The following is a 17,608-nucleotide window of genomic DNA, read 5'->3' on the forward strand; positions in this document are numbered from 1 at the left end:
CATGGGTTATCGCATCAGTAAAGTCTATACCGGCACCGGCGACGCAGGTACGACTGGCATGGCCGACGGACAACGTTTGGCCAAAAGTCATCCTCGCATTGAAACCATTGGCGAGCTGGATATGCTCAACAGTCAGCTAGGATTGTTATTAGCACAGTTGCAGCTACAGGGTTTAACCGATATTTTCGATTCATTAGCACCTTACCAGCACCTGTTATTTGATCTGGGCGGTGAGCTGGCGATGCCTGAATATCAGGTGTTGCAGGCGGCACACATTCAACAGTTAGAAACACTAATTGACCGCTGGGCTGAGCAATTGTCGCCGCTGAAAGATTTTATTTTACCCGGCGGCTCGGTGTTGATTGCCCAAGCGCATATCTGTCGTTGTGCAGCGCGTACGGCTGAGCGGCGCTGTCAGTTGTTACATGAACACGAGCCTTTGCGCGCTGAAGTATTAGGGTTTATTAATCGTTTATCCGATGTGTTTTTTGTTGCCGCACGCATGATTGCTTTGCATGAGGCCAGTCATGAAGTTCTTTGGCAAGCACAACCTGCGCCCGTGGTGAGCAATGAATAAACAGCTGCATGTCGCCGTGGCGGTGATTGAAGATACCCAAGGGCGTATTTTGCTGACCCAGCGTGCTGCGGATAAACACCAAGGCGGTTTGTGGGAGTTTCCTGGCGGCAAATGCGAAGCGGGAGAGTCGGTATTGCAGGCGCTGGCCCGCGAACTGCAGGAAGAGTTGGGCATCGAGGTCGTCAATGCCGAGCCTTTGATTCAAATCCCCTATCAATACCCTGAGTTAAACGTGTTGCTGGATGTGCATCGCGTCACGGCGTATCGCGGTGACGCGCACGGCGCTGAGGGTCAACCGATGCAGTGGGTGGCGAAGGCGCAACTGCAGCAGATTGCTTTTCCAGCGGCGAATCGCCCCATCGTTTGCGCCGTGCAACTGCCGCAGCAGTATTTGGTCACCCCAACGGGACTGGATGCAGAGGCACTGTATCAGGGCGTGATGCGGGCAGCAGCGCAAGGAATTGAGCTGGTGCAGTTACGGGCGCCTGAGTTAAGTGAGCAGGCGTATTTTGCCTTAGTGGAGCGGCTATTGCAGGCATTGCCCGTAAGCTGCCGCTTATTGATTAAAGGCAGTTGGGCGCAGGTGCAGGATTATGAGCAGGCCGGCTGGCACCTGACCAGCGCGCAACTGGAACAGTTTGCGCAGCAGTCTGAGCGGCCCTTGCCAAGCAATCGTTGGCTGGCGGTTTCGTGTCATAACGCACAGCAGCTGGCTTGGGCGACGCAGATTAGCGCGGATTTTGCCTGTTTATCACCCGTGCAGGCCACTGCCAGCCACCCAGATGCGCAGCCTTTAGGCTGGGCTGCGACGGCTGAATTAATCGCTGAGGCACAAGTGCCTGTTTACCTGCTCGGCGGCTTGCAGCCAAGCGACTTAACCCAAGCCTTCATCATCGGCGCCCAAGGCATCGCCGCCATCCGTGGACTGTGGTCGTAAGCTGCCTTGTTAAGCCCAATTTCTACTGCGGGAGCGCAGTCTTGTGGGAGCGCAGCTTCTGCGCGATGCGAACGATAAAACCAACGCAAGTGCTGCCGGAAAACCCATCTGCTTCTGGCAATGGGGACGAGCAGCAAGCTTCAGCGCTTCCGGCTAATCCCAATCGCGCAAAAGTTGCGCTCCCACCAAAAACCGTTACGCGCATTGCATTCGAACGCAGATTACACCTGCAACCACAGCTCCGCCTTGCGCGAAGCTGTGGAATGCTCCCCTAAAGCTGCACTCCAATAGCGCTCCAATAGGGGTTAAGATGCGCTCCAACAGGAGTCTTAGGTTCTGTACTCAGCGTTGATGCGTACATATTCATGGGACAAGTCCGTGGTCCAGATCGTTTCACTACACTCACCGCGTCCCAGCTCAATACGGATCAGGATCTCCTCCTGCTGCATCACCGCAGCGCCCTGCTCCTCGGTATAGGATGCGGCACGGCCACCATCACGCACAATGCAGACGTCATTGAGGAACACATTGACCTTTTCCTGCTCCAAAGCCGGCACACCAGCATAACCGACAGCCGCCACAATACGCCCCCAGTTGGGATCGGAGGCAAACAGCGCCGTCTTGATCAGCGGCGAATGGGCGACTGCATAGGCCACATCCAGACATTCCTGCACGTTGCCGCCCTGCTCCACTTGCACGGTGACAAATTTGGTTGCGCCTTCGCCATCACGCACAATCGCCTGCGCCAGCTGCATGGCTACAGCACAGACCGCATCACGCAATTTCTGATACAGCTCGCCTTCGGCTTGGTCGATAGCTGGCCCAGTCTGACCGGTGGCAATCAGCATAAAGCTGTCATTGGTCGAGGTATCGCCATCAATGGTAATGCGGTTAAAGGACAAGTCTGCCGCCTCCTTCACCAGCGCCTGCAACAACGGGCCAGCCACGCAGGCATCAGTAGCCACATACCCCAGCATGGTGGCCATATTGGGGCGGATCATGCCGGCACCTTTGCTGATACCGGTGACAGTGAAAGTTTCGCCATCATGGGCAAACTGCACGCTGGCTCCCTTGGGCAGGGTATCTGTGGTCATGATGCCTTCGCCGGCCAGATTCCAGTTGTCTTCACGCAAATCAGCCATGGCAGCCGGCAACGCGGCAGTAATTTTGTCCACCGGCAGCGGCTCGCCAATGACGCCTGTAGAAAACGGCAACACCTGCTCTACCGACACCTGAAAACTGTCCGCCACTGCTTGGCACACCTGCTGCGCTGCCACAAGACCGGGCTGGCCAGTGGCGGCGTTGGCATTGCCCGTATTGGTTACCAGAAAGCGTACTGGCTGGCCCAGACGCTGCTTGCATAGCTGCACAGGCGCGGCACAGAAAGCATTTTGGGTAAACACACCCGCCACTTGCGATCCTTCAGCGCAACGCATCAGCACCAGATCACGGCGGCCGACTTTTTTAATGCCAGCACTGGCTATGCCTAACTCAAACCCTTTTACTGGATGCATTACCGGCATCGCTCCAAGACCCACCGCCATGATATTTCTCCTATTAAATAAAAAACGCCGCTTTTATCGATAATAAAAACGGCGCTTAGTATGGGCTTACTTTTGTTTTTTTGACAAGCTCACTGCTTAAGCGATTTTACCGCAGCAGTGTTTGTATTTTTTACCCGAACCACAGGGGCACGGCTCGTTACGACCTACTTTGGTCAGATTACGCACGGGCTCATTACTGCTTGGCGCGTCCCCTTGCGCCTGCTCTGCTTCTGCTGCACCATGGGTGTACTGCATCCGCGAGGCACGTTCTTGTGCTTGCTGGCGTAGGCGTGCCTCCTCTTCCTCAGTATTTTCCTGACGCACCTGCACAAACGACAAGTAACGAATGGAGTCATGCTTTACGGCATCGAGTAGATCACGGAACAGGTTAAAGGATTCGCGCTTGTATTCTTGCTTGGGGTTTTTCTGTGCATAACCGCGTAAGTGAATACCTTGGCGCAAATGGTCCATCGCGGCCAAGTGGTCTTTCCACAGGTCATCCAATACGCGCAAGATAATATGTTTTTCAAACATACGCAGGTTCTCAGCACCCACCAGCTCTTCTTTAGCTTGGTATTGAGCAACAATCTGTTCTTCTATGCGCTCGCGCAGGGTTTCTTCATAAAGACTTGGCTCGTTATCAAGCCACTGCTGAACAGATAACTCGGCTGCAAATTCGCGCTTCAATTCCTCTTCTAAGCCTGCAACGTCCCACTGCTCGGGCAACGATTGCGGCGGAATAAACTGGCTAACGGTATTACTTAACACCTCATGGCGGAACTCAGCAACAATATCACCAACGTCTTCGGATTCCAGCAGGGTATTACGCATGTGATAAATCACTTTACGCTGCTCGTTGGCCACGTCATCGTATTCCAGCAGCTGCTTACGAATATCAAAGTTGCGCTCTTCTACTTTACGCTGGGCTTTTTCAATCGCATTACTCACCATACGGTGCTCAATCGCTTCGCCTTCTTTCATGCCCAAGGCTTTCATAAAGTTTTTCACTCGATCCGAGGCAAAGATACGCATCAGGTTGTCTTCCAGCGACAGATAAAAACGGCTGGAACCCGGGTCACCCTGACGGCCAGCACGTCCACGCAGCTGGTTATCAATTCGACGGGATTCATGACGCTCAGTGGCAATTACATGCAAACCACCGGCATCAATGACCTGTTGGTGACGGGCTTGCCACTCTGCTTTCAGGCGCTGCACTACTTCTTCGCTAGGATCTTGTAAAGCTGCCAGCTCGGATTCCCAGTTACCGCCCAACACAATATCCGTACCACGACCCGCCATGTTAGTAGCGATGGTTACATGGCCTGGACGACCTGCCTGAGCAATTATCTCTGCTTCCGAGTCGTGCTGCTTGGCGTTTAGCACCTTGTGCTCAATCTTAGCCTTCATCAGCAGCTGCGACATATATTCTGAGCCTTCAACAGAAGCGGTACCCACCAAAACAGGGCGACCCTGCTCTTGGCAGTGCAAAATATCCTTAATAATGGCTTCGTATTTTTCCGGCTGGGTTAAATACACTAAGTCGTTATAATCTTGTCGCGCTACGGGTCTATGGGTTGGAATCACCGTCACATCCAAGCCGTAAATCTGTCTAAACTCAAAGGCTTCAGTGTCTGCCGTACCTGTCATACCAGATAGCTTTTCATACAGGCGGAAGTAGTTCTGGAAGGTTGTAGAAGCCATCGTCTGGCTTTCTGGTTGGATATTTACGCCTTCTTTGGCTTCAATCGCTTGGTGCAAACCTTCTGACAAGCGACGGCCATGCATGGTACGACCCGTATGTTCATCAACCAGCACCACCTCGCCATCTTGCACGATATACTCAACGTTGCGATTAAATAACTTATGTGCGCGCAGACCCGAATATACGTGAGTTAGCAGGCTTAGATTAGAGGCTGAATAGAGCGAGTCATGCTCACCCAGCAAACCAAGCTTGATGAGCTGTTCTTCAACAAACTGGTGGCCTTCTTCATTCAGCTCTACTTGGCGCGTTTTCTCATCGATGGTGTAATGACCTGCTTCGATGACGACACCTTCTTCGTCTTCAGTTTGGCGTTTCAGCGCTGGGATTAAAGCATTGATGGTTTTATACAGCTCTGAGCTGTCTTCGGCCTGACCCGAAATAATCAATGGCGTGCGTGCTTCATCGATGAGAATCGAGTCCACCTCATCCACCACGGCAAAGTGCAGTCCGCGCTGGAATTTATCTTCCGAACTAAACGCCATATTGTCGCGCAGGTAATCAAAACCAAATTCGTTGTTCGTACCGTAGGTAATATCACAGGCGTAGGCATCGCGCTTTTCTTCAGGCGACTGGAAAGGTATGACTACACCGACCGTCAAACCTAGAAACTCATACAGTGGACGCATCCAGTTGGCATCACGACGTGCTAGGTAGTCGTTCACCGTAACCACGTGCACACCCTTGCCTTCAATGGCATTTAAATACACCGCCAAGGTTGCAACCAGAGTTTTACCTTCACCGGTACGCATTTCAGCAATACGCCCTGCGTGCAGCGTCATACCACCAATAAGCTGCACGTCAAAGTGACGCATGCCCAAAACCCTTTTACTGGCTTCACGCGCTACGGCAAAAGCCTCGGGCATAATTTTATTTAAACTTTCACCCGCTGCTATACGCTCACGAAACTCCTGTGTTTTCTGCTGCAGCTGCTCGTCAGACAGTGCCACCATTTTTTCTTCGAGCGCATTAATGGTCTGAACCACTTTATACATGCGTTTGACTTCACGTTCGTTTTTACTACCAATCAGCTTTCTTAATAATGGGGCAAACATATTGATACGGGTTCCACACGGGTGATAAGTACGTTTAGTTTCTGCGATCTATAAAAGGTATTCATTCTACCTTTAATTCGTAGCAAATAAATAATTAGTTAGGAGCATACAGGTTGTGGAGACTAACAAAATTTGATTCTTCCGGCAAAACTAACCCTGCAGGTCTATAATGTGACACAAGGTACAAAAAAGTGTGAGTTCACGGAGCAAAATCATGTCATACAAGCTCAATCAGTTAAAACACACTGCTGCCATCCTGAACAAACAATCTGTTTTACGGGACATAGTGCAGCGAGCCAATTCCTTTGCTGTGTTGCAGAGAATTGTGCACTCTTACCTACCAGGCGCGGCGGCTGAGCACTGCCAACTGGCTAACTACAATCAGGGTCGTTTGGTGTTAGTCATCGACAATGCACACTGGGCAACCCGCTTGCGCTATCAGCAAAACCAATTGATGGACAAACTTTGTCAGCATAATGAGTTTTCTGACCTGCAGCGTATTCAGTTTAAAATCCGACCTAACACGGCCTTTAACGATGCTATTAATGAGCAGAAACCCCGTTTAGAAATTTCCGCCCAGGCCGGACTAGCTATCTTTAACTGTGCTGAGGCCATTGAAGACCCGCATTTGCGCGCCGCACTAGAGCGTCTGGCACGCAACGCCGCTAAAGAATAAAGAATAACTAAACTAAAGCCCTTTCACCGCATAGATGCCAGCCGCATTGCGCCAGTAGCCCTTGTAGTCCATGCCGTAGCCAAAAACGTAGCGATCAATACAGTTCAAACCTATAAAATCGGCAGCAAAATCCGGACGTGCTTTGCGTTCGTGTTTTTTATCCAATAACACCGCAGTGTACACAGCTCGTGCGCCAGAACGCTTGCAAAAATCAACAATAGCCATCAGCGTATGGCCCTCATCAAGGATGTCATCGATAATCAACACGTCTCTATCCATTAATGAAACTTCCGGCTTAGCCTTCCAAAACAGCTCTCCACCGCTAGTTTCATTACGATAACGGCTGGCATGCAAGTAGGACTGCTCTAACGGAAAATTCAGCTGCGTCAGTAACTTGCCTGAAAAAATCAACCCACCATTCATAACGCAAAAAACCAACGGGTTTGCATCGCGCAACGTGTTGCTAACTTCTTGCGCTACCCGCGAAATAGCGGCCTCTACTTCTGCCATAGGATGCAAACAATCCGCCTCACGCATAACTCTTTGAATATGTTCAAGATCTGTAGGCATACGCACCCATCCTTTATCTAGTAGCTTAAAAGACGCACAGTTTAAGCCAAAAAAGCGCCAGCTAGAACTATAGTTTTTTTTGTTCTACCTGTGCAGTTGAGTATTTGACCAACAGGCTCCATTGGCATACACCACCCTAATCCTCAATCCAGTTTATAAACTAAGACACTCAATCCAATTTGCCTGTGCCGTTTTATCGTTAATTCCATTAACCTATGCACAAGTCAATTCCACACAAAGGTTCACCGCCATGTCAGTACAAGAAATCCAGCATCCACTCATCCGCCACAAACTTGGTCTTATGCGTAGAGCAACTGAGAGTACAAAAAACTTCCGCGAACTCGCACAAGAGATTGGCGCACTGCTGACCTATGAAGCCACCAAAGATTTACCGCTGGAAAGCTACAGCATCCAAGGATGGTGCGGCACGGTTGAGGTTGAAAAAATTGCCGGCAAAAAAATCACTGTAGTACCTATTTTGCGTGCTGGTATTGGGATGCTAGATGGCGTGCTCAGCTTAATCCCAGGTGCCAAAGTCAGTGCCGTGGGTGTAGTGCGCAATGAAGAAACCCTGCAAGCGCAAACCTATATGGAAAAATTAGCTCCTAATATGGGTTCACGTTTGGCGTTGATTATTGATCCCATGCTTGCCACCGGCGGCTCGATGGTCGCCACTATCGACCTGTTAAAAAAAGCCGGCTGTAAAGAGATCCGCGCCATGGTCTTAGTGGCTGCGCCGCAAGGCATTGCCGCCGTGGAGCAAGCGCATCCTGAGGTCAAAATCTATACCGCCTCCATCGACCAAGGCTTGGATAGCAATGGCTATATTGTGCCGGGACTGGGCGATGCGGGTGATAGAATTTTCGGCACCAAACAGAAGGATAGCTAACATGCAGGATTCACTTAAAGAACCGCTGCCAAGGCAAATCCTCGCTGGAGCGCAGATGCTGTTTGTTGCTTTTGGCGCGCTGGTGCTCATGCCGCTGATTACCGGCATGGACCCTAACGTTGCCTTGTTTACCGCTGGTATCGGTACTCTGTTATTCCAGTTGGTAACCAAACGCCAAGTTCCTGTTTTTTTGGCGTCCAGCTTTGCCTTTATCGCCCCTATTCTTGCTGCTAAAACAGCCTTTGGCTTACCGGCAGTCATGGGTGGGATTATTGCGGCGGGTGTGGTTTATATGATTCTGAGCGCAGCGGTACGCCTTAAGGGCTCTGGCTTTATCGATCGCCTGCTGCCGCCTGTGGTCATTGCGCCGGTGATCATGTGTATCGGTCTTGCCCTCTCCCCTGTAGCCGTCAATATGGCCATGGGGAAAGCCGGTGACGGAAGCGTGCAGTTGATTGAATACAGCACTGCGATGATTATTTCCATGTCGGCACTGTGCAGCACATTAGCGGTGGCCGTGCTGGGCCAAGGCTTATTTCGCTTGGTACCTATTCTTGCCGGTATTGTTGTGGGTTGCGCACTTTCCTTGGCGCTGGGCGTTGTGGATACGCAACCTATACTGGAAGCCAGCTGGTTTGCCGTGCCGGCCTTTGTTGCGCCCGAGTTTCATATCGGTGCCATTCTCTACATGCTGCCCGTAGCGTTAGCGCCAGCCATTGAGCATATCGGCGGCATCGTTGCAATCGGTGGTGTTACTGGCAAGAACTTTATCAAAGAGCCCGGTTTGCACCGCACTTTATTGGGTGACGGAATCGCTACCTCTGCGGCTGGACTGTTTGGCGGTCCACCTAACACCACCTACGCCGAGGTTACTGGTGCAGTGATGCTGACGCGCAACTTTAACCCCAACATTATGACGTGGGCCGCTGTCTTTGCCATTGCGTTGGCTTTTATTGGTAAGTTTGGCGTGGCCATGCAAAGTATTCCCGTGCCTGTGATGGGTGGGATTCTGTGTTTGCTGTTTGGCTCTATTGCTGTGGTCGGTCTTAACACCCTGATCCGCAACCAAGTTGATTTATCTGAAGCGCGTAATTTGATTATCGTTTCAGTCACACTGGTGTTTGGCATTGGCGGCATGGTGATGGGCAGCGGAGATTTTGCGCTATCGGGTATTTCTCTTTGCGCTGTAGCGGCTTTGCTGCTGAACCTGCTTTTACCGCGAAACCGTTAGCTGTTAAAGCACCGCTTGTGTGGGAGCTCGTTACGCGCGTAGCTATTCTAATACCCTAGTTGCTAGCCGCATCCCTGCAAACCAAGAGTCCGTTACGCGCTTAGGCGAATTATCAAACCAGCTCGAGTGCTAGCGGTACACTCTGAGCGCAGAAAAAAAAAGACGACCCGAAGGCCGTCTTAAAGAAATACGTTCCGGGGGAGGAACGTTTACGCATGAATCTGTCTTCTCGCAGGAGGTAGACGGTCGCTATTCTAGAGCTAAGCATAGCGCAGTGCCACTAAACAAAAGTCTATACAGTCTACTTATGACCGGCCATCCACAAATTACAGCTACCCCTTATATTTACAGGCTTTATTAGGAAGCCTCTGAATAACTACCTGCGTAGCTACCACTGCGTTAAAAACGTACTCAAAATGCTCATTTACTCGGTGTAAACTGCGCTTTTTCGCACGTTTTTGCCTTGTGTTAGCGTCCTCGGTAACGTTATTCAGAGGTTCCTTAGCTTTCAAGCTCAGTTAAACGCTGGATAAATTCTTGTTCATTTAATACTGGAATCTTTAACTCTAACGCTCTAGTCAGTTTAGAACCCGCACTTTCACCTGCCACAACCACAGCTGTTTTATTGGACACAGAGCCTGCCACCTTAGCCCCAAGCGCCTCTAATCGCTGCTTAGCTTGACTGCGGGTCAACTGACTAAGCGTGCCGGTCAACACCCAGGTTTGTCCGCTCAGCGCTGCTTGTTCTTGTGCTTGCTGCTCGCATGTCCAATGCATACCAAACTCCAGCAACTGCTGTTCCGCTTGCTCAATGCACTGCACTTGTTCAGCACTTTGTAAAAAAAACAATAGGTTTTGCGCCGCTTTTTCCGGCAACTTAGGCACAGCCGCAAGCGCCAGCCAGTCGGCGGTAAGTAATTCGCTCAATGAGGAAAAATGCTCTGCTACACGCTGCGCCGTGGTGCGGGCAATACCGCTGATTTGCCACTGCTCAATAAAGTCGGCAAAAGTGACAGAGCCTGCCAGCTCTGCCGCCAGCTCCGTTTCGTCCTGCAGCTCAATGCCTGCGGCCAATAACGCTGCGACAACCTGCTGGTTATGCTCACCTTGAAAGAAGTTAAAAATCTCATGGGCTACTTCATGCCCCACTTCCGGCAACCACTGCAAGGTTTGCGGCAAAGCCTGCTGAACACGGGCCAGACTACCTAAGCAACGCGCCAGCACCTTGGCGGTTTCTTCGCCCACATCGGGAATACCCAAGGCATACAGAAACCGCGCTAGCTCTGGTTGTTTACTCGCACTGACGGCGTTCAGGAGGTTTTCCGTAGACAGCTGGGCAAAGCCTTCCAGCTCGATAACCTGTTCATAGGTTAAGTGGTATAAATCCGCCGGTGAACGCACCAACCCTCGCTCGACCAGCTGATCAATAATTTTCTCGCCTAAGCCATCTATATCCATGGCTTTGCGCGAGACGAAGTGCAATAGCGCCTGTTTGAGCTGCGCAGGACAACTTAAGCGACCCACACAGCGCCAAATAGCGCCCTGACTTAACACCTCACCCGCCTTGCTGTGACGCCGAAGCTGCGTGCGCTCAACCAGTGAACCACATTCGGGGCAGTGTTGCGGCTGCGTGATGGCGCGCGCATCGGCAGGTCGACGCTCCAGTACCACCTGGGTTACTTTGGGAATAACATCGCCGGCACGGCGCACTATCACCGTATCGCCAATCATTAATCCTAAACGCTCAATTTCATCCATGTTGTGCAGCGTTGCATTAGACACAGTAACGCCGCCTACTTGCACGGGTTGTAAACGCGCTACTGGGGTAATAGCGCCTGTGCGCCCCACCTGAAATTCAACGTCCTGCAAAATAGTAATTTCTTCTTGGGCAGCGAATTTATATGCAATTGCCCAGCGCGGTTCACGCGCACGAAAACCCAGCTCATCTTGCTGTTCAATAGCGTTAACTTTAAACACCACCCCATCAATTTCATAGGGTAAATCATTGCGGCGTGCGCCAATATCCTGATAGTAATCCAAGCAGCCTTGCACACCCTCAACCACGCGCAACTCTGGACTGATAGGAATACCCCACTGCTGTAATTGCTTCATAATATCGCTTTGCGTTTCAGCAATATGACTGTCACCCAGCCCGTAACAGCAAAACTCTAACGGTCGCTGCGCTGTAATTTTGGCATCTAATTGGCGCAAACTGCCCGCTGCCGCATTACGAGGATTGGCAAAAACCCGCTCTCCGGCAGCAATAGCGCGCTCATTAAGTGCAGCAAAGCTGGCCTTGGGCATATACACCTCGCCGCGCACTTCCAAACGTTGCGGCCAGCCCTGTCCAAGTAAACGCAGCGGCACATTACGAATCGTGCGTACGTTATGAGTAATGTCTTCGCCCACAGCACCATCACCACGAGTGGCCGCCTGCTCCAATACACCATCCACATAACTGATGCTAACCGCCAAACCATCAAGCTTGGGTTCACAGCAAAAAATAATGGGCTCCGGCTGAGCAAATAGGTCGTTCTGCGCCTGTCCGCCGGACAAGGCGCGCTCGATACGCTGCACAAACGCCTGCATATCCGTTTGCTCAAATGCATTACCCAAACTGAGCATAGGAATACTGTGGCGCACCTGCTGAAAGCCTTCCATAGGTTTGCCGGACACGCGCTGACTGGGGGATTCCGAGGTAATTAACTCAGGATGTTGGCTTTCTAATTCTTGCAGTTGTTGGAATAAACGATCATATTCAGCATCGGGAACACTGGGGTTATCCAATACATAATATTGATAATCATACTGCTGGATTTGCGCGCGCAACTGCGCCAACTGCTGTACGGGGGACAAAGACTGGGACATGGCGAATACCTTGAAATGCTGCGTGAAGCAATAAGGCTGCGTGAAGCGATGGTTAATGTAAGCCGTCTCGTCAAACCCGACCTACAGGATAGCTGGGTGTTAACTTTTACCGATACTATTACTATTTAAGCAGCATGTTACGACGCTCAAAGTCGGTAATTCTTTGACGGAATAGATCAATAGTTTGCGTAGTTAATACGCTGCGGTGATCGTCTTTAAGCTCTCCACCTAGATCGTTGGCTAGTTTACGTGCTGCATTCAGCATCAAGTCAAAGGCTTGTTTAGGCTGCTTGGGTCCGGGTAGGCTCATAAAGAAACATACGGCCCTGGTGCTAAAGTCGTCCATATTATCCAGATCAAACACGCCAGGATTAAGCGCATTGGCCATGGAGAAAAGCTTTGCACCCTTACCGGACATGGTTTCATGACGGTGAAAAATATCCATCTCTCCAAAGCGCAAACCACTCTCTAGTAAGCACTGCAGCAGGTCTTGTCCGTGGAACCCTGCTTCATCAAACGACTCTACATAAACGACCAAAATCTCTTCAAACTCGACCGGAGTATCACTCACCTCTGGTTCGTCATCAGCAAACTCAAAGGCATCCTGGCTGGCTTGAATAGGCTCATCGATATAAAGGTTGGCCTGGCGCTCCTCATATTCCCTCATGGCGTCATCAATGGTTGAATCAGGCACACCTAAGTAAGGCTCTTTGACCGTTTTTTCTTTGGCAGCTTTGTTCTTAGCTACACGTACAGGCCCCACTATTTCCGGATTATCAACATCTTCAGAAAACTGGTTGATTAGCTTGCGATCCAGCTTAAATTTAAGTGAATTTCGCCCAAAATGTCGGCGTACGCTATCTAAAATAACTAACAGCACCACCACCAAGCCACAAATAACTAGCCACTCGCGCAAACCCATATCCATACAACCCTCAAAACCGCAAAACTTTTAAAAATAAATAAGCCAATAATTAATAAGTATATTGGGAAAAACCTACCAAGAAACCTCTGCACAACCTAAATCAAGCAGCGAAAGCAAAGTAGATATAAACGCAGTTTTCACTTGATAAATGAGTATTTCGATTCGCCTACCCCTTCAATGTGCGTATCTTAACAAAATACACAGCTCATTTTGAACCTAGGTTAAGTAATTAAATATTATAAACAACAATTAGACTATTGTTCAGCCATTGCCGCCGCCTCTTCCAAGTCCACTGCAACCATCCTTGAGCAGCCCGGCTCCTGCATTGTCACCCCCAAAAGCTGATGCGCCATCTCCATGGCAATTTTATTGTGGGTGATATAAATAAACTGCACTTTATCCGACATTTCTTTCACTAAACGCGCATATCGACCCACGTTTGCATCATCTAAAGGCGCATCCACTTCATCCAGCATACAAAATGGCGCTGGATTTAACTGGAAAATGGCAAATACGAGCGCCAAGGCGGTTAATGCTTTTTCACCACCGGACAACAGATGAATGGTGCTGTTTTTCTTACCCGGTGGCCGCGCCATAATCGCCACCCCAGTATCGAGCAAATCTTCGCCCGTAAGTTCAAGACTGGCCATGCCGCCACCAAACACCTTCGGGAACAAGTCTTGTAAGCCCGCATTGATTTTGTCGAATGTTTCCTTAAAGCGCTGACGTGTCTCACGATCAATCTTACGAATGACGTTTTCCAGTGTCGACAATGCTTCTTCTAAATCTTCGTTTTGCGTATCCAGATAATTTTTACGCTCGGATTGCTGTCGGTATTCTTCAATTGCCGCTAAGTTAATCGCTCCCAGACGTTGGATCTGCTCATTTAATTGCTCAGTCGTTGCTTGCCAGCTATCCATGGCCGCATCGCTGGGCAAGCCAAGTAATACCTCATGCACCGCTAGCCCTGTAGTGGCTAATTGTTCGATGTGCGCCTGCTGTTGCACCTCAAGAGACAGTTTATTTAAGCGCAGTTTTTCTGCTTCATTGCGTACCTGCTCGGCCTGCTGCTGTGCTTGGTGACGTTGTTTTTCTAGCTGACGCAACTGTTGCTCTGTTTCTTCTACCGCCATACGTGCGCCGCGTAGCTCTTCATCTACGGCTAAACGCTGCTGGAGTTGCTCTTCAAGCTTGGCACGTAACTCTTCAATGGGTGATTCGCCTTCCTCCAAGTCCAAACCAAGCTGTTCTTGACGTTGATTAACACGCTCAATTTGTACGCGTAAGCGTTCCAGCGCCTGTTCGGTTGAGTGCTTTTGCGTGATTACGGTACTCAGCTGCAACTTGAGCTGTTGTGCCTGCTGCTGACTCGTCTGCGCTTGGTTGCGCGCTTGCTCATAAGCATGGCGCTTATCTGCTTGCTGTTGCTGTAACCGCTGCGCTTGCCCTTGCGCATCAGCCACGGCCTGTTCGGCCTGTTCGAGTAGCAGTTCAGATTCGGCTAGCCGCTCGTGATCGATAGCCTGCTGCTCATGCAGCTCTTGCAGCTGTTCGGATATTTGTTGCTGGCGTTTTTCCAGCTGTTCCGCACGTGCCTGTATGGCTGCCAGCTGGCTTTTTTTCTCGCTGAGCTGGGTACTGTAACTCTGCTCCTGCTGACGCAACCTCTGTGCCGACTGCTCTAACTCTGCCAGCTGGTTTTGCGCACCTTCTAACGCATGTGTGTTTTGCTCCAGCTGTTGCACCAGCATGTGCTCGTGCTCCGCCAACTGTTCTAACTGCTGCGCGCGCTGCAATACACCCTGTTGATTATCCTGCCCTAACTGCACCCTTAAAAAATGCGAGCTGAGCCAAAAGCCATCACGTGTTACCACGCTGGCATCAGCGGCAAGACTGTCGAGCATCGTCCACGCTTGGTCGAGGTTTTCTGCACAATGCACCTTAGCCAGCCAAGCACTTAAATCAACCTCTGAGCTTAAAACCTTAGTCAGTAATGTGTGCGGATTAACCTCGCTATCTGCGCTTGATTGCTTGAGCATACGTACATGGGCGTTATCCAGCTTGGCAAAATCACTGGGCCACTGGGCAACACAGAGGGCATGTACATCTTCACCCAGCACGCTTTCAACAGCACGTTCCCAGCCAGACTCCACCCGTAACACGTCAGCCAAGCGCGGTGCTTGCGACAGATGCTGCTCAGACAACCATTGCTGCAATTCATCAGTTGATTGCACAGCGTCTTGCTGCAAAGCCTGTAAGGCACTGAGCTGACCTTGGCAGCGCTGTAGCTGGGTCTGCTGTTCATGGCGCTTGTGTTGCAATTCTTTAATACGTTGGCGCTGGTGATGCTGCTGCTCGTTACTGATTTCTTGTTGCAACGCAACTTCAGCCAACTGTTCTTCGAGCATGGCCAGCTGTTCCTGCAACTCGGCAGCGGTTTGCTGGGCTACCGCAGTAACCAGTTGCTCTTGCTCATTACTCAGGTTGCTGATGCGCTGTTGTAATTGCTGAATATTCGTTCTGAGCTGTTGTATACGTAGCCGTTCAACCTCAGCCTGTTGCTTAGGCGTACTGCTGATTGCGTTAAAGCGCTGCCATTGTTCTTGCCATTCTTGCAGTTGTTCTTCTGCCTGCAAAAAAGCGGCCTGATTTATCTCGTCCTGCTCACAGGCAGCGGTGTAGCTCTCTTCTAACAAGATCTGCTGCTCAGTCAGCTCTTCCAGTAACCCTTGATCCTGCGCCAAATGTGCTTGGGTTTCTTGCTGCTGGCGCTGCGCATCACGCAAGTCATCATGCAGTTGACGCAGACGTTGCTGACCATGCTGAATACTTTGTTCAGTGCGGGCAATATCGGCACCTAGGGCGTAAAATCGCGCCTGTATTTTATTGAACGTTTCGTTGAGCTCATGCTGCTGATCACGCAACTGCTCTGTTTGCGCATCGGCTTGGTATTGCGCGCTGATATGCTCTTGCAGATGATTTTCTTGGCTGGCGAGCAACTGCTCCAGCTGTTCGCCCTGCTGCGCCAACGCTTGCCAACGCATGGCAGTTAACTGGCTTTTATATTGCTCTAACTGCTGCTGTAGATTTTGATAGCGCTCTGCCGCCTGTGCTTGACGGTGCAGTCGTTCAATTTGGCGGCCTAGCTCATCACGCAAATCACTTAAGCGCGCCAGATTATCTTGGGTACGTCGAATGCGGTTCTCTGTCTCGCGACGGCGTTCTTTGTATTTGGAAATCCCAGCAGCTTCTTCAATAAAAATTCGCAAATCATCAGGACGTGCCTCGATGAGCCGCGAAATCATGCCCTGCTCGATAATGGCGTAGCTACGCGGGCCTAAACCCGTACCTAGGAATATATCGGTAATATCACGGCGACGACACTTGGTGCCGTTAAGGTAATAGGTGCTTTGGGATTCTCGCGTGACGGTGCGGCGGATAGAAATTTCGGCGTAACTGGCATATTCACCCGGCAAGGTACCGGCAGAGTTATCAAACACCAGCTCAATGCTAGCTTGGGAAACCGGCTTACGGGTATTGGAGCCATTAAAAATCACATCCGTCATGGCTTCGCCGCGTAGGTTTTTGGCGGAACTTTCACCCAGCACCCAACGTACGGCATCAATAATGTTGGACTTACCACAGCCGTTAGGCCCCACCACTGCTGTCATATTACTGGGGAAACTAACAGTGGTTGGGTCAACAAAGGATTTAAAGCCGGCTAAACGTATGCATTTTAGTCGCACAAATGGCTCGCTAAAGTTAGCTGTTTATTATTTCTTTTTCGCAGCGGCACGTGGTTTACGCTTGGTTTTTTCTTCCGTAACTGCAGCGGCCTCTACGGACTCGGCTTCTCGGCTATAAAAACGTCCGCCTGCTTTAGAGTCGCGAGTGTAGTAGTTAATCCAAGTCCATAGTTTGGATTTACCCTGACTTAAAATGGCATCTTTTGCTTCTAGTTTGGCTAACAGCTTATAGCCGGTAGGGTTAGGATAGTTAATCGAGCCGCAATACGCATTAAGTTTGGTGGTTAGGCGTAACAAGTCCAGAATATCGTCTTTACCGATAAGACCTGGGTTTTCCCAACTATTGACCACATAGGATTCTTTAACGGGATGGGCAATTTCTGAGTGAGGCGGGTAAATTTCCGCGCTGATGCCGCCCGATAGCGATTGCGAAAACACTAAGCGTGCTTTTTCTTCTTCCAGCTCAACAATGCTGTCACGTCCCGGTACTGACTCAGGTACGTCAATAGGCTGAGCATCGTAATAAAACTCAATCTGGTCACCCATTAGCTCTTGCTTTTTGGCTGAACGACCTTTGCTTTCTTCGCTATGGATTAAGAGCTTTACTGGTGGAAGTTCCTGGCTAGACAACTCCTGATTAAACTCATCAGCAGCTTGTTTGATGGTCGGTAGCATATGTACGCCCCAATTAATATGGGAGTACTTAACCTCACTAAAAGTCTGTCCGGCTTTCTTTTGCAGCTCACTCATTGATGTGTCCTCGATCTGGCTCATGATGAAATGAGTCTGATGATAACGCCAAAAGTTCAGCAAAACTAGGCAACTTCTGAT

General features: G+C 50.3%; 12 protein-coding genes. 5 read left to right on the forward strand and 7 right to left on the reverse strand.

Annotation, left to right across the window (positions count from 1 at the left end):
* The first annotated feature begins 1 nt into the window (after window position 1).
* Window positions 2-577, forward strand: a complete 576-nt coding sequence (locus QEZ41_RS05435; protein ID WP_289410380.1) for a cob(I)yrinic acid a,c-diamide adenosyltransferase — start codon at window positions 2-4, stop codon at window positions 575-577.
* Window positions 570-1,514, forward strand: a complete 945-nt coding sequence (locus tag QEZ41_RS05440) for a Nudix family hydrolase (protein ID WP_289410381.1) — start codon at window positions 570-572, stop codon at window positions 1,512-1,514. The genes QEZ41_RS05435 and QEZ41_RS05440 overlap by 8 nt, the downstream gene beginning before the upstream one ends.
* Before the next feature lie 329 nt (window positions 1,515-1,843).
* Here QEZ41_RS05440 and argJ read toward each other — a convergent pair whose 3' ends face one another.
* Together argJ and secA are read right to left on the reverse strand one after the other, a co-directional pair.
* Window positions 1,844-3,058 (reverse strand): bifunctional glutamate N-acetyltransferase/amino-acid acetyltransferase ArgJ, encoded by a 1,215-nt coding sequence (gene argJ, locus QEZ41_RS05445; protein WP_289410382.1) that lies wholly within the window; start codon window positions 3,056-3,058, stop codon window positions 1,844-1,846.
* Between the two features lie 96 nt (window positions 3,059-3,154).
* On the reverse strand, window positions 3,155-5,872 hold the full coding sequence (secA, locus tag QEZ41_RS05450; protein WP_289410383.1) for a preprotein translocase subunit SecA: 2,718 nt from the start codon (window positions 5,870-5,872) through the stop codon (window positions 3,155-3,157).
* A gap of 214 nt (window positions 5,873-6,086) precedes the next feature.
* Between secA and QEZ41_RS05455 the strand changes: the two genes are divergently transcribed.
* Window positions 6,087-6,548 carry a DUF721 domain-containing protein gene (locus tag QEZ41_RS05455; protein WP_289410384.1) on the forward strand — a complete coding sequence of 154 codons (462 nt, stop codon included), beginning with the start codon at window positions 6,087-6,089 and terminating at the stop codon, window positions 6,546-6,548.
* A gap of 12 nt (window positions 6,549-6,560) precedes the next feature.
* Here the strand turns inward: QEZ41_RS05455 and QEZ41_RS05460 are convergent, their stop codons facing one another.
* Window positions 6,561-7,118, reverse strand: coding sequence for a hypoxanthine-guanine phosphoribosyltransferase (locus QEZ41_RS05460; RefSeq protein ID WP_289410385.1), 558 nt, complete (start codon window positions 7,116-7,118; stop codon window positions 6,561-6,563).
* A gap of 250 nt (window positions 7,119-7,368) precedes the next feature.
* Between QEZ41_RS05460 and upp the strand changes: the two genes are divergently transcribed.
* Both upp and QEZ41_RS05470 read left to right on the forward strand, forming a co-directional pair.
* Complete coding sequence (gene upp, locus QEZ41_RS05465; RefSeq protein ID WP_289410386.1) at window positions 7,369-8,007, forward strand: uracil phosphoribosyltransferase; 639 nt, start codon at window positions 7,369-7,371, stop codon at window positions 8,005-8,007.
* A 1-nt stretch (window position 8,008) separates the two neighbouring features.
* Window positions 8,009-9,238, forward strand: a complete 1,230-nt coding sequence (locus tag QEZ41_RS05470) for a uracil-xanthine permease family protein (protein ID WP_289410387.1) — start codon at window positions 8,009-8,011, stop codon at window positions 9,236-9,238.
* Between the two features lie 501 nt (window positions 9,239-9,739).
* Here QEZ41_RS05470 and ligA read toward each other — a convergent pair.
* The 4 genes from ligA to QEZ41_RS05490 all read right to left on the reverse strand — a co-directional run bounded on the left by ligA (window position 9,740) and on the right by QEZ41_RS05490 (window position 17,527).
* The gene (gene ligA / locus QEZ41_RS05475) at window positions 9,740-12,106 is read right to left on the reverse strand and encodes an NAD-dependent DNA ligase LigA (protein ID WP_289410388.1); all 2,367 of its coding nucleotides are present in this window, start codon (window positions 12,104-12,106) and stop codon (window positions 9,740-9,742) included.
* A gap of 121 nt (window positions 12,107-12,227) precedes the next feature.
* Window positions 12,228-13,034 carry a cell division protein ZipA gene (gene zipA, locus QEZ41_RS05480; protein WP_289410389.1) on the reverse strand — a complete coding sequence of 269 codons (807 nt, stop codon included), beginning with the start codon at window positions 13,032-13,034 and terminating at the stop codon, window positions 12,228-12,230.
* A 251-nt stretch (window positions 13,035-13,285) separates the two neighbouring features.
* Complete coding sequence (gene smc, locus QEZ41_RS05485; RefSeq protein WP_289410390.1) at window positions 13,286-16,777, reverse strand: chromosome segregation protein SMC; 3,492 nt, start codon at window positions 16,775-16,777, stop codon at window positions 13,286-13,288.
* A gap of 27 nt (window positions 16,778-16,804) precedes the next feature.
* A complete protein-coding gene (locus tag QEZ41_RS05490) occupies window positions 16,805-17,527 on the reverse strand; it encodes a hypothetical protein (RefSeq protein WP_289410391.1) in 723 nt (240 codons plus the stop codon).
* Window positions 17,528-17,608 lie beyond the last annotated feature (81 nt).

The organism is Thiopseudomonas acetoxidans (genome assembly GCF_030362935.1).
Classification (GTDB): Bacteria; Pseudomonadota; Gammaproteobacteria; order Pseudomonadales; family Pseudomonadaceae; genus Thiopseudomonas; species Thiopseudomonas acetoxidans.